The organism is Limnobacter litoralis, from assembly GCF_030160455.1.
Taxonomy (GTDB): domain Bacteria; phylum Pseudomonadota; class Gammaproteobacteria; order Burkholderiales; family Burkholderiaceae_B; genus Limnobacter; species Limnobacter litoralis.
The window spans coordinates 19,185-32,253 of the sequence record NZ_BSOJ01000010.1 but is presented as its reverse complement, the minus strand read 5'-3'; the positions used below and the strand labels follow the sequence as shown (position 1 = coordinate 32,253).

Below are 13,069 nucleotides of genomic sequence, written 5' to 3'. Positions count from 1 at the left end.
TTAGAATCAAAATTTGTGTAGCACGAAGTGAGAGGACATTAAAATGGAACACACACTACCCGCATTGCCCTATGCCATGGACGCTTTGGCACCCCACATCTCCAAAGAAACGCTGGAGTTTCACTATGGCAAGCACCACGCCACTTATGTGACCAACCTGAACAACCTGATCAAGGGCACCGAGTTTGCGGAGTCCAGCCTTGAGGACATCGTCAAGAAGTCCACCGGTGGCGTATTCAACAACGCGGCCCAAGTCTGGAACCACACCTTTTACTGGAATGGTTTGTCACCCAATGGCGGTGGTGAGCCCACAGGTGCGCTTGCACAGGCCATCAACGCCAAATATGGCAGTTTCGCGGCTTTCAAAGACGCATTTACCAAAAGTGCAACCACAAACTTTGGTTCAGGCTGGACCTGGCTGGTGAAAAAGGCAGACGGTTCGGTAGACATCGTTAACACCAGCAATGCCGCCACGCCACTGACCACAGGCGACAAGCCCCTGCTGACCTGCGACGTTTGGGAACATGCTTACTACGTGGATTACCGCAATGCACGCCCCAAGTACATGGAAGCGTTTTGGGCGCTTGTGAACTGGGAATTTGCTGCGAAGAATTTCGCTTGAGCGATTGCCATCCCCAAAAAACCCCGCTGTTTAGCGGGGTTTTTTTATGTCCATGAAGTCCCCGCGTTTCACTTTGTGGTCCTTGAACCAGCCCGATCTCATTTCCAGCGCATACACGCTAAAACCTTTGGCGCAGTGAATGTCGAGTGTTTCCGCTTTCATGTTTTCAACATTCAAAATCTGCCCCTCGGCATCTGCAAATGCGACATCAAGGTCGTTGGGGGTGTTTTTCATCCACATGCAGTGTGGCTGGCTGTCCTGAAACACAAACAGCATGCCTTTGTTGTCGGGCAAATTGCCCCGATTCATCAAGCCGGTCTCACGTGTTTCTGGGGTGTCTGCAACTTCAGCCACAATCGACTGCTTTCCGATGGTGACAGTGACCGTTTTCAGTGGGGGGTTCAAAGGCCCAGCGGCATTTGCCGAGCCCGTACAGGCCAGTAGAAGCCCAATCAAGGCGTATTGAAAATTCGGGCGGTTCACGATTGTGTCAGAGTATTGAAAGAAGATCAGGTTATTATAATGGCCTTAGCGTAATGAGGAATATGATTTCACATTGCGAAATAATTGAGATTCCCCCAATTCCGAGATACACTAGAGTGTTTACTCTAACAACACAGAAGCAGTGGAGAGGCCATGTACCAGCACATTAAAGTACCGTCCGTCGGCGAAAAAATCACAGTCAACAGCGATTATTCCCTGAACGTCCCTGATCAGCCGATCATCCCATACATTGAAGGCGATGGCACCGGTTTTGACATCACGCCCGTCATGATCGACGTCGTCGACGCAGCCGTTGCAAAGGCATACGGTGGAAAGCGGAAAATCAGCTGGATGGAAATTTACGCGGGTGAAAAATCAACGCGTGTGTACGGTCCGGATGTCTGGCTGCCTGAAGAAACACTGGAAGTGTTGAAAGAGTATGTGGTTTCTGTCAAAGGCCCTTTGACAACCCCAGTTGGTGGCGGTATCCGTTCAATCAACGTGGCATTGCGTCAGCAGTTGGACCTGTATGTGTGTCTGCGTCCCGTTCGTTATTTCAATGGTGTGCCCAGCCCTGTGAAAGAGCCTCACAAAACCAACATGGTGATTTTCCGTGAAAACTCCGAGGACATCTATGCCGGTATCGAGTACGAGGCGCAGAGTGACAAAGCCAAAAAGCTGATCAAGTTTCTTCAGGAAGAAATGGGTGTGACCAAAATCCGCTTCCCCGAAACATCAGGCATTGGCATCAAGCCCATCTCCAAGGAAGGCACCGAACGACTGTTCCGCAAAGCCCTGCAGTATGCGATTGACAACAAGCGCTCATCAGTGACCCTGGTTCACAAGGGCAACATCATGAAGTACACCGAGGGTGCCTTTGCCAAGTGGGGTTACGAGTTGGCCCAGCGTGAATTCGGGGCAGAACTTCTGGATGGCGGCCCATGGATGAAAATCAAGGCTGCGCACGGTGACATCGTTGTGAAAGACGTCATTGCCGATGCGTTCCTGCAGCAAATTCTGCTGCGCCCTGCCGAATACGACGTCATTGCCACCATGAACCTGAATGGCGATTACATTTCCGACGCGCTGGCCGCGCAGGTCGGTGGCATTGGTATTGCGCCGGGCGCCAACCTGTCTGATTCAATTGCCATGTTCGAAGCCACGCACGGCACTGCACCCAAGTACGCGGGCAAAGACTACGTGAACCCCGGTTCACAGATTCTGTCCGCTGAAATGATGTTGCGTCACATGGGCTGGGTAGAGGCAGCAGACCTGATCATCCACTCCATGGAAAAGTCAATCGAGTCCAAGCAGGTTACTTATGACTTCGCGCGTCTGATGGAAGGCGCGACACAGGTCAGCTGTTCCGGCTTTGGCAAGGTGATGATTTCCAATATGTAATGCGTCGCCAAACTGCCACCTTTGCATGGCAGGGGCGAAAAAAAACCACCTCTAGTTGAGGTGGTTTTTTTGTTCCTGCGGCTGGCCGTGATTAGGCTGCGCTGGCGGTAGTTGCTGCAACAATGTTTTGTGCCTGCTTACCCTTTGGGCCGTCGACGACATCGAATGTCACCTTCTGACCTTCCTTGAGAGTTCTGAACCCTTCTGCCTGAATGGCTGAAAAGTGTGCAAACAACTCTTCAGTGCCTTCGTCGGGCGTAATAAACCCAAAACCTTTTGCATCGTTAAACCACTTTACGGTACCGGTCGCCATCGCATGACCTCCTAATCTAGACATCCACTTCAATCGAAAAGCCTTGGGAACTTTTCAATGACTCGTTGGTCTTGCCAACTTGACTCTATTGTTGAAGCAGTTTTCGCTCAGGTCAACAATACAATCAATACATTTTTAGGGTTTACCCGATTCGCCTTATTTTTCCCCCGTTCTGACGGCCTCCGTGCCGCTTTTAGCCGGTATTGGCTAAGATGTACCTATATTGCTTTTTAATCTTGGGTTCGTTATTTTTTTATCCTAAGTTGCTTGATTTTCGGTACTTCGTGCCCACATCGAGAGATAGGCCGTTTAATGCCCGCAAATCGTCGTTGCATAGACATTGGAAGTGATTACAATAAAGTGATGAGTTCGCAAAATAGCCCGACTACGGTACTGGAACCCAAGCAGGATCTGGCCAAGGCACCACCCATGTATCAGGTGGTTTTGTTGAACGACGATTACACGCCGATGGAGTTCGTCGTTCTGGTTTTGCAAAAGTTTTTTGGCAAGGGTAGGGAACAGGCTACTCAAATAATGCTGAAAGTGCATCGTGAGGGCAAAGGCGTTTGTGGGGTGTATCCCAAAGACATCGCCTCAACGAAAGTTGAACTGGTTTGTAGTTTCGCAATGCAGCATCAGCACCCTCTGCAGTGCGTAATGGAGGAAACATGATCGCGCAAGAATTGGAAGTAAGTTTGCACATGGCATTTGTTGATGCGCGTCAGCAGAAGCATGAGTTCATCACTGTCGAGCACTTGTTGCTTGCTTTGTTGGACAACCCTTCTGCGGCTGAAGTGCTGCGCTCATGTTCATGCGACATTGAAGAGATTCGCAAGAATCTTCAAAATTTCATCAAGGACAACACCCCGGTGGTGTCTGGCCAGGACGAGGTGGACACTCAGCCTACGTTGGGTTTCCAGCGCGTTATCCAGCGGGCCATCATGCACGTGCAGTCCACATCCAACGGCAAAAAAGAGGTCACGGGCGCAAATGTTCTGGTGGCGATTTTTGGCGAGAAGGATTCGCACGCGGTGTACTATTTGCACCAGCAGGGCATTACCCGTCTGGACGTGGTGAATTTCATTTCACACGGCATCACGAAGACACCGCAAGCGCCTGCACCCAAGCAGGAAAATACGCAGAACGAGAACCAGGAACAGGAGGCCGAGGCTACTTCGACTACAGGGTCGGACAAACAGTCGCCTCTGGACCAGTACACTCAAAACCTTAATGCACTCGCCAAGGAAGGCAAGATCGATCCCCTGATTGGTCGTGAATCCGAGGTTGAACGAGTCATTCAGGTGTTGTGTCGCCGTCGCAAAAACAACCCGCTGTTGGTGGGTGAGGCTGGCGTGGGCAAGACAGCGATCGCCGAAGGCCTTGCCTGGCGGATCGTTCAGGGTGAGGTTCCCGAAATTCTTGAGGCTGCCCAAGTCTATTCGCTGGACATGGGCGCGTTGCTCGCCGGCACCAAATACCGTGGTGATTTTGAGCAGCGTTTGAAGGCCGTTTTGAAGCAATTGAAGTCCAATCCGGACTCGGTGCTTTTCATCGATGAAATTCACACCCTGATCGGCGCTGGGTCTGCTTCAGGGGGCACTCTGGACGCTTCCAACCTGCTCAAGCCTGCTTTGTCTTCAGGCCAATTGAAGTGCATTGGTGCAACCACCTTCAATGAATATCGGGGCATTTTTGAGAAAGACCATGCCCTTTCACGTCGTTTCCAGAAAATCGACGTCAATGAGCCCAGTGTTGAGCAAACGGTTGAAATCCTTCGCGGATTGAAGAGCCGGTTCGAAGAGCACCATGGCGTGAAATATTCCAACGCCGCGATTTCCGCAGCCGCCGAATTGTCCGCCAAATTCATCAACGACAGACACTTGCCCGACAAGGCCATTGATGTGATTGATGAAGCGGGTGCTGCGCAGCGCATTCTGCCGAAAAGCAAGCAGCGCAAAACCATCACCAAGGGTGACATCGAGGACATCGTATCCAAGATCGCCCGTATTCCGCCTCAATCGGTTAACACCGACGATCGCAACAAACTGGCAACGCTGGATCGCGATCTGAAGGCCACAGTATTCGGCCAAGACCCCGCGATTGAGGCGCTGGCCAATGCCATCAAAATGTCCCGGTCAGGGTTGGGTAAACCGGACAAGCCGATTGGCTCTTTCCTGTTCTCCGGGCCAACTGGTGTGGGTAAAACAGAAGTGGCCAAGCAGTTGGCGTTCATTCTGGGCATCGAGATGATTCGCTTTGACATGTCTGAGTACATGGAGCGTCACGCTGTGTCTCGCTTGATTGGTGCGCCCCCCGGATATGTTGGTTTTGACCAAGGTGGTTTGATGACCGAGGCCATTACCAAAAAGCCCCACTGTGTGCTGTTGCTGGACGAGATCGAGAAAGCCCATCCGGACGTCTTCAACATTTTGTTGCAGGTGATGGACAACGGCACCCTGACAGACAACAACGGTCGAAAGGCGGATTTCCGCAATGTGATCATTATCATGACCACCAACGCGGGTGCCGAGGCCTTGACCAAGCGCAACATTGGATTCACCGAGTCCAAGGTACAGGGTGATGAGATGGAAGACATCAAGCGGATGTTCTCGCCAGAATTCCGCAACAGACTGGATTCGATCATCTCGTTCAGGGCGCTGGATGAAGACATTATTCTGCGTGTGGTCGACAAGTTCCTGATGGAACTCGAAGAGCAACTGCATCAGAAGCGTGTCGATGCCATCTTTACCGATGCCTTGCGCAAGTACCTTGCCAAGAAGGGATTTGACCCATTGATGGGCGCCCGACCCATGCAGCGACTCATTCAGGACACGATTCGGAAAGCCTTGGCCGATGAATTGCTGTTTGGCAAGCTGGTCAATGGTGGCAAGGTGACGGTGGATTATGTCGAGGAGGACGACAAGGTTACTCTGACATTTGAAGAAGACCAAGGTGCTCCATCTGAAAGTGGAACCGAGGTCGCCGTCGACTAAGCCAGACAAGGTGGTTTAATGCCTTCACTGACGCCCCTTGGGTTTAACCCTTGGGGCGTTTTCAATGGTAGGCAATCTTTGAGCAGTTCCGACCGCTGTGTTTGGCTTGATACAGCGCCTGGTCTGCAACAGCCATGGCCTTGATGATGGATTCATGGTTGTCGATGTTGGTCAAACCCGCTGAAAATGGAATGTCGCACAGGGCCGATTCGCGGATTCGATCCACAATTCGTCGAGACTCTTCGACATTGCAGTTCATCAGCATAACGGCAAACTCCTCGCCCCCCACTCTGGCGATCAGGTCACCTGGCCTGAAGTTTTGTCGCAATATGGCGGCAAAGTGGCGAAGCCGGTCGTCGCCGGCCTCATGGCCAAAGGTGTCGTTGTACTGTTTGAAGTAATCGATGTCCAACACGGCCAGACTGGCTGGTTTTCGAGCCTCTTTCTGGCAGTTTTTGAGATATTTTCCAGTGTATTCCAGCCATCCCCTGCGATTCAGAACCCCGGTCAGCGGGTCGGTTCGAGCCTGGTTGGTTAACAGCTTTAATTCAAACTCGAAGCGCTTGCTCATTTTTGAACGCTTCCAGATGTTTAGTGCTGCCAGTGAAACTGAGAATGCAAGCACTGCTATTGCAAGCAGTAGATTATTGCGCTCCAGTGTGTTGGAACGCTGGGTGTGTGCGTTGGAAATGGCTTGCACTTGTTGACTAAGCTGAGCCAACGCTTTGAACCATTGATCAATGCTTGATTCGATTCGTTTTGAGTCTGCAGAAGAATTTGAATAGTCGGTGGGGATCAGCTTGTTGATGCTGTCATTCAGCCGCTGAAGTGGAAGCTGGACAGGCAGTTCAGCTTGCAAGGTGTTCAAAATGGCAAGTCGCGATTGAATTTGATAGGCAAGCTCGTGGGCTGATTGATATCCGGCTTGTTTCAGCCTTGCCGCTGAGATGCGTTCATTGGTGCTGATCGTGGGTTCAAGAAGTCGAAGATTTGCGCTTTGAATAACCAGATCGTTGATGGTGTTTTGGGTGAGTTGTAATCGGGCTTGGGTGCTACGCAAGCCCTTGATCTGACTGCAGTTAATGACAGCAAATGCAGCCAAAACCAGGCAGACAAAGAGCCAGCAGGCGTTCAATGCCTGGCAGGGAAGGGCTTCGGCCAGGTCGGACAAACCCAATTTGAGCGTTTTAAGCGGATGCTTGAAACCCACTGCCGTCTGGTTCATTGTTGTTTCCAATACCCACAATGAACCTGAGTAACATTTGAAAGTTATTTGGTTCCAGTGCTCCCGAATCCACCTTCGCCACGCTGGCTGGGTTTGAACTCGTCCACTACGCTGAATTGCGCTTGAACGACAGGCAGAATGACCAGTTGGGCGATTCGCTCCATGGGTTCGACCGTGACGGGTTGATTACTTCGGTTCCAAAGCGACACCATCAGGGGGCCTTGGTAGTCTGAATCGATCAAGCCCACCAGATTGCCCAGTACCAAGCCTTTTTTGTGGCCCAAACCTGACCTTGGCAGGATGGTTGCACAATATCCAGGATCTCCTAGGTGGATTGAAATGCCGGTTGGAATGAGTTCCGCCTGACCCGATTCTAGCGTCATGGGGGTGTCAATACAGGCCCGAAGATCGAGACCCGCGCTGCCTGCGGTGCCGTACTCTGGCAACTGGGTGGCCATGCGCTGATCGAGAATTTTAACTTCGACTGGAATTTTCATGATAAGTGGTTCGCAATGATCTGAAGGGCAGCCTGAGCAGCCTGCAGCTTGGGTTGAATTTTAATGGGTAAGGGCGTGTGGTCACGCTGATAAAGGGTGAGCTTTACGTTGTCGCTGCCAAGACTTTCCTGGGCTAGATTGCCCAAAATGAAGTGTGCCTTTTTTCGCGTCAGTTTGCTTTGCGCATAATCTTCCAGGTTTTGCGTCTCTGCTGCAAAGCCCACCACGGTCAACTTCGACGTGCTTTTGGACGCGAATTCACCGACATCGGCGAGGATGTCCGGATTGAGCGTGAATTCCAGATCCAGTCCGGGTGCTTTGCCCTCGGTTTTTTTCTGTTTGTGTTCAGAGGGGGCCCTGATCCCGAAGTCGGCCACTGCCGCCACGCCCACAAACAGGGTTTGGTTTGCAATCTCGTTCATGACCGCGTTGTGCATTGAAACGGCGCTTTCGACCTGTACAGCCCTTACCCCGTAAGGCACTGGCTGATTGACTGGTCCTGACACCAAGGTGACCTCAGCACCCAACAACCAGGCGGCTTGCGCCATGGCGTAGCCCATTTTTCCACTGGACCGATTGGTTATGCCTCGAACGGGATCTATGGCTTCAAATGTAGGTCCGGCCGTGATTAATACTTTTTGGCCGGTCATCGCTTTCGGGGAGAACATTCGCGCCAGCTCGGTCACGATCTGCCAGGGCTCCAGCATTCTGCCGTCACCCGTTTCACCGCAGGCTTGCTGTCCGTTTCCAGGTCCAAAAATGTCAAAACCATCGGATTTGAGCTGCTGTAAATTTCTTTGCGTGGCCGGGTTGTTCCACATTTCCACGTTCATGGCCGGTGCAATGGCAATCGGGCAATTTCGTGCCAACACCAGGTTGTCCAGCAGATTGTTGGCCAGCCCGTTTGCGTATTTGGCCATGCTGTTGGCCGTGCAGGGTGCGATCAAAAGGCAGTCTGCCTGTCTGCTGAGGTCGATGTGTGGCATCCCTCGCGAGTCGTCGTGTGTAGGCCATTGAGACACTGACACCGGGTTGCCGGACAGCGCCTGAAAAGTCAGCGGTGTGACGAATTCCCGTGCGGCCTCAGTCATGACGACCCGCACATCCACTTCCTGTTTGATTAAAAGCCGTATCAGTTCCGCTGCCTTGTAGGCGGCGATTCCGCCCGTGACACCCAGTACACAACGTTTGCCTTGAAGGCTTGAAAAGCGGGGCAGGGTGTCGGCTGGGGTCATGCGGATTTGCCTTTGAACAATTCGTCGATGATCAGGCCAACGGCGCCTGTCGAAATTGCAATGTCAGCCACATTAAAAGCTGGCCAATGGTAATTGCCCCAATAGAAGTCGAGGAAGTCCACTACCGAGCCATACAGGCTTCGATCGATCAGGTTGCCGATCGCACCACCCAGTATGCCTGCCATGCACAACATGGCAAATTTACGCTGTGTGCTACGCGTCATCAAGAACACAATAATGACGCTGGCCAACACGGCCACGCCGGACAGGAAAAGCTTTTGCCAGCCGGGTTGCGCTGCAAGAAAGCTGAACGCCGCGCCTGGATTTCGAACATGGACCAGATTGAAGAAGGAGGTGACCTCGACCACTGTGCCGAGGTCGAGCCGGGCCTGCACCCACAGCTTGGTGATTTGGTCCAGCAATATCCAGATGACAGAGAGGGCCAACCAAGGGGCAATTTGTTTCAGTTTAGACATGGTGACGGGGCTCGCCTTCTTCAAACAGGTTGCTGACACATCGTCCGCAGAGCTGCGGATGGTTGGTGTTGCTGCCCACGTCGGTGCGGACATGCCAGCAACGTTCACACTTGCTTCCCTCTGCAGTGGACACCTCAATGGCTTCTGTCTGGCCTTGGGCGAGTGACACATTGGAGACGATCAGAAGGAATTTCAGGTCTTCACCAAGGCTGCTGCAGGCCTCGAAGAGGGGCTTCGGCAGAACGAGGTGGACCTGAGCCTGCAACGACGATCCGATTTTTCCTTCACTGCGCAAAGTTTCCAGTTCTTTGGCCACGCGACCCCGCAACTCGCGCAGGGCTGTCCATTTTTCAGCCATCTCCGGTGTGATTGCTGTGGCTGGAATGGTGTGAAATTCACCGCAGAAGATGGAAGGCGAGTCCGATTTCAGAGTGGCAAACGCTTCTTCAGCGGTGAAGCTGAGTATCGGTGCCATCAGCCGGATTAGTGCATGGGTGAGGTGATACAGCGCGGTTTGCGCACTGCGTCTGGCTTTTGATTGTTCCGCGCTGGTGTACAGACGGTCTTTCAACACATCGAGATAAAAGGCGCCAAGGTCTTCCGAGCAGAAGTTCTGCAGCTTGCTGACGATGGGGTGAAACTCGTATCGGTTGAAGTGTTCAACGCATTCAGCTTGAAGCTGCTTGGTCAAATGCAAGGCCAGCTGGTCGATTTCAAGCAGTTCAGACACAGGTACGCCATCGGCTTCCAAATCGAAGTCGGAGATGTTGGCCAACAGGAATCGCAGTGTGTTTCGAATGCGACGGTAGCTTTCAACGACGCGCTTCAGAATTTCGTCGGAAATGGTGAGCTCGCCCGAGTAATCGGTGCTGGCCACCCACAGCCGCAGAATTTCAGCGCCCATTTTGTCGGACACCTGCTGTGGCGCAATGACGTTGCCCACCGATTTGCTCATTTTGCGGCCCTTGCCATCGACCACAAAACCATGGGTCAGAAGGGCTTTGTACGGCGGGACGCCGTTGAGCATGCAGCTGGTCAGCAGTGAGGAGTGGAACCAGCCTCGGTGCTGGTCGGAACCTTCAAGATACAGGTCGGCGGGAAATTGACCGTCATCGGCGTGTGAACCGCGCAGTACGGTTTCATGGGTGGTGCCAGAATCGAACCAGACGTCGAGTGTGTCCGGGTTTTTCACGTAGTTTTTTGCCTCTTCTGCGCCGATGAGTTCTTCCACGCTCATGGTTTGCCAGGCCTCAATGCCTTGCAGCTCGATGCGTTGCGCAATGGTTTCGATGAGTTCTACGGTGCGGGGGTGCAATTCGCCGGTTTCGCGATGAACCAGAAATGCCATGGGAACGCCCCATTGGCGTTGGCGAGACAGCGTCCAGTCGGGTCTGTTGGCAATCATGGCCTGAAGGCGCGCCTTGCCCCACGCCGGAAAAAACTGGGTGGCTTCAATACCGGCCAGCGCGCTTTGCCGGAGGCTTGGCCCGCCGTCTTTGGGCGTGATGTCCATGCCCGCAAACCATTGTGAAGTGGCCCTGTAGATCACCGGCGTTTTGTGGCGCCAGCAATGCATGTAGCTGTGCCCAAATTTGAGCTGCTTGATTAGAGCGCCCGTTTCAATCAGCTTTTCCACGATTTTCGGGTTGGCCTTCCAGATGTGCTGACCACCAAAAAACGCGAGACTGTCTGCATAGACTCCATTTCCGGTTACCGGATTCAAGATGTCACTGTCTGCCATGCCATAGCGTTTGCAGGTGATGAAGTCGTCTACACCATAGGCCGGGGAACAATGTACGATGCCTGTACCCGCATCGGTGCTGACGTATTCCGCCAGATACACCGGGGACAAGCGGTCATAGAACGGATGGTGGAATGCAAGGCCCTCCAGCTGTTGGCCAGTGGTGGTGGCGATTTCTTTGCCGGTCAAGCCATAACTTTCCAGACAGGCGGCAACGCGTTCTTGCGCCAGCAAGAGGTATTTCTCGCCTGTGTCGATCAGGCTGTACACCAACTCTGGGTGGACGTTGAGGGCCTGGTTGGCAGGCAGGGTCCATGGTGTTGTGGTCCAGATGACCAGTTGGCCAGGTTTGCCGCCCAGTGTGCTCTCTTCAATGCCGAATGTGGCAGCAAGACGAGGCAGGTCAGCTTTGTTGAATGAAAAGCCCACATCGACCGCAATGTCTTCTTTGTCCTGGTATTCCACTTCCGCTTCGGCCAGTGCAGAACCGCAATCGAAACACCAGTTCACAGGCTTCAAGCCGCGGTAGACGTAGCCTTTGTCCAGAATTTTGCCCAAAGCGCGCAGTTCGTCGGCCTCGTTTCGGAAATTCATGGTTTTATAAGGATTGTCCCAGTCGCCTAAAACGCCCAGGCGAACAAAGTCCTTTTTCTGGCGTTCGATCTGTTCCGTGGCGTAGGCCCGGCTTTTTTCCTGGACCACCAGCGTGGGAAGTCCCTTGCCGTGGGTTTTCTCAATCTGGATTTCAATGGGCATGCCGTGGCAATCCCAGCCTGGTGTGTACCGTGCATCGAACCCGCACAGGCACTTGGATTTCACGATGATGTCTTTGAGGATTTTGTTGACGGCGTGCCCGATGTGAATGTCGCCGTTGGCGTAAGGCGGGCCATCGTGCAGGGTGAATCGGGGCTTGCCCGCCTTGGACTGGCGAATGGCCTTGTACAGGTCTTGAGCAACCCATTGTTCCACCCACTGTGGCTCTCGCGCTGGCAGGTTGCCTCGCATTGGGAATTCGGTGTCGGGTAGATTCAGTGTGTCTTTGTAATCCATGGTGGCCTGTATTAAAGGTGAGACGGCGCGGTCTTTAAGATGTTCAGCGCAGTGGCGGTGTCTTGATGCATGCGATTGACCATGGCATCAAGACTGTCGAATTTGAGTTCCGGGCGCAAGTGTTGAGCCACCTCGATCGTGACCCGTTTGCCGTAGGCATTGCCAGTCCAACCCGGAATGAAGGTTTCAAGCAGGATCTGGTTTGAATCTTCTACCGTTGGCCGCAGACCCAGGCTGGCCACGGCCGGTAACGGGTTTGCATCAAGACCATGCACCCACACAGCCAAAATGCCGCTGAGCGCACTTGCCCGGCCTTGAATTCGGAGATTCATGGTGGGAAAGCCCAGCTTGCGGCCCAGTTTTTTACCGTGAATGATGTGACCTGAGTAACACAGAGGGTGCCCCAGCATCGCTTGAGCCGTGGAGACATCGCCCTTGTTCAATGCCTCGCGGATTTGGGAGCTGGAGACCCTTTGGTGGTTGATCTGTACCTCGGGCAGGTCGTTGACTTGAAAGCCCATGGCCGGCGAGAGGGATTTCAGCAGGTGATAGTCGCCTGCACGCCGTGCACCAAACCGAAAGTCGTCACCCACCCAGATTTGACGTGCATTGAGTTGCCGGCAGAGGACATCCTTGACGAACGACTCCGGCGGGAGGCTTGCCATGGCCTTGTCGAAGGGCAAAACCACAACCTGACGGATGCCGCAATTTTTCATGGCCACGACGCGATCACGAAACGTGGTGATGCGCTGCAACCGGTAGGTGGGGTCAAAAAATTCTTTGGGGTGAGGGTTCAGGGTGACCACGGTGGGAACGAGACCCATGCGATCAGCCGCGCTGACCACCTCGCGAAACAGGGCGGCGTGACCCGCATGCACACCATCGAAGTTGCCGATGGTCAGTGCGGTAGGCTGACTTTGCGTCATTGAGCTTGGGCGCCGAACGAGTTTCATGCTGGGTAGAAAGGCTTGCCTGTCTGAAATAAAAAACAACCCATGATTATAAGCCCTGAAACTCTGAAAATTAGGGCTTT

Annotated in this window: 12 protein-coding genes; 4 read left to right on the top strand and 8 right to left on the bottom strand. The window is 53.1% G+C overall.

The genetic code is table 11. From position 1 onward, the window contains the following. Positions 1-43: 43 nt before the first annotated feature. Positions 44-622 (top strand): superoxide dismutase [Fe], encoded by a 579-nt coding sequence (sodB, locus tag QQJ87_RS05435; protein ID WP_284280437.1) that lies wholly within the window; start codon positions 44-46, stop codon positions 620-622. 30 nt (positions 623-652) lie between these two features. Here sodB and QQJ87_RS05430 read toward each other — a convergent pair whose 3' ends face one another. Next, positions 653-1,105 (bottom strand): DUF192 domain-containing protein, encoded by a 453-nt coding sequence (locus tag QQJ87_RS05430; RefSeq protein ID WP_284280436.1) that lies wholly within the window; start codon positions 1,103-1,105, stop codon positions 653-655. Between the two features lie 153 nt (positions 1,106-1,258). Here QQJ87_RS05430 and icd point away from each other — a divergent pair, with 153 nt between their 5' ends. Then, the gene (gene icd / locus QQJ87_RS05425) at positions 1,259-2,506 is read left to right on the top strand and encodes an NADP-dependent isocitrate dehydrogenase (RefSeq protein WP_284280435.1); all 1,248 of its coding nucleotides are present in this window, start codon (positions 1,259-1,261) and stop codon (positions 2,504-2,506) included. Positions 2,507-2,597: 91 nt separating this feature from the next. On the opposite strand, the gene QQJ87_RS05420 is transcribed toward icd, so the two are convergent. Then, on the bottom strand, positions 2,598-2,819 hold the full coding sequence (locus tag QQJ87_RS05420; protein ID WP_284280434.1) for a cold-shock protein: 222 nt from the start codon (positions 2,817-2,819) through the stop codon (positions 2,598-2,600). Positions 2,820-3,182: 363 nt separating this feature from the next. On the opposite strand from QQJ87_RS05420, the gene clpS reads away from it, so the two are divergent. Both clpS and clpA read left to right on the top strand, forming a co-directional pair. Then, positions 3,183-3,491, top strand: a complete 309-nt coding sequence (gene clpS, locus QQJ87_RS05415; RefSeq protein ID WP_284280433.1) for an ATP-dependent Clp protease adapter ClpS — start codon at positions 3,183-3,185, stop codon at positions 3,489-3,491. Next, positions 3,488-5,812: an ATP-dependent Clp protease ATP-binding subunit ClpA gene (clpA, locus tag QQJ87_RS05410; protein WP_284280432.1), complete on the top strand. Its 2,325-nt coding sequence runs from the start codon at positions 3,488-3,490 to the stop codon at positions 5,810-5,812. The genes clpS and clpA overlap by 4 nt, the downstream gene beginning before the upstream one ends. A gap of 61 nt (positions 5,813-5,873) precedes the next feature. Here clpA and QQJ87_RS05405 read toward each other — a convergent pair whose 3' ends face one another. The 6 genes from QQJ87_RS05405 to QQJ87_RS05380 are packed head-to-tail and all read right to left on the bottom strand — an operon-like array spanning position 5,874 to position 12,989. Beyond that, positions 5,874-7,037, bottom strand: a complete 1,164-nt coding sequence (locus QQJ87_RS05405; protein WP_284280431.1) for a GGDEF domain-containing protein — start codon at positions 7,035-7,037, stop codon at positions 5,874-5,876. Between the two features lie 44 nt (positions 7,038-7,081). Beyond that, entirely contained in the window at positions 7,082-7,528 is a 447-nt protein-coding gene (gene dut, locus QQJ87_RS05400; RefSeq protein WP_284280516.1) for a dUTP diphosphatase, read from the bottom strand. A gap of 2 nt (positions 7,529-7,530) precedes the next feature. Then, positions 7,531-8,769 (bottom strand): bifunctional phosphopantothenoylcysteine decarboxylase/phosphopantothenate--cysteine ligase CoaBC, encoded by a 1,239-nt coding sequence (gene coaBC / locus QQJ87_RS05395; protein WP_284280429.1) that lies wholly within the window; start codon positions 8,767-8,769, stop codon positions 7,531-7,533. Next, on the bottom strand, positions 8,766-9,245 hold the full coding sequence (gene lspA, locus QQJ87_RS05390) for a signal peptidase II (RefSeq protein ID WP_284280427.1): 480 nt from the start codon (positions 9,243-9,245) through the stop codon (positions 8,766-8,768). The genes coaBC and lspA overlap by 4 nt, the downstream gene beginning before the upstream one ends. Then, complete coding sequence (gene ileS, locus QQJ87_RS05385; RefSeq protein ID WP_284280425.1) at positions 9,238-12,036, bottom strand: isoleucine--tRNA ligase; 2,799 nt, start codon at positions 12,034-12,036, stop codon at positions 9,238-9,240. Before ileS ends, lspA begins: the two co-directional genes overlap by 8 nt. An 11-nt stretch (positions 12,037-12,047) precedes the next feature. After that, complete coding sequence (locus QQJ87_RS05380) at positions 12,048-12,989, bottom strand: bifunctional riboflavin kinase/FAD synthetase (protein WP_284280423.1); 942 nt, start codon at positions 12,987-12,989, stop codon at positions 12,048-12,050. Positions 12,990-13,069 lie beyond the last annotated feature (80 nt).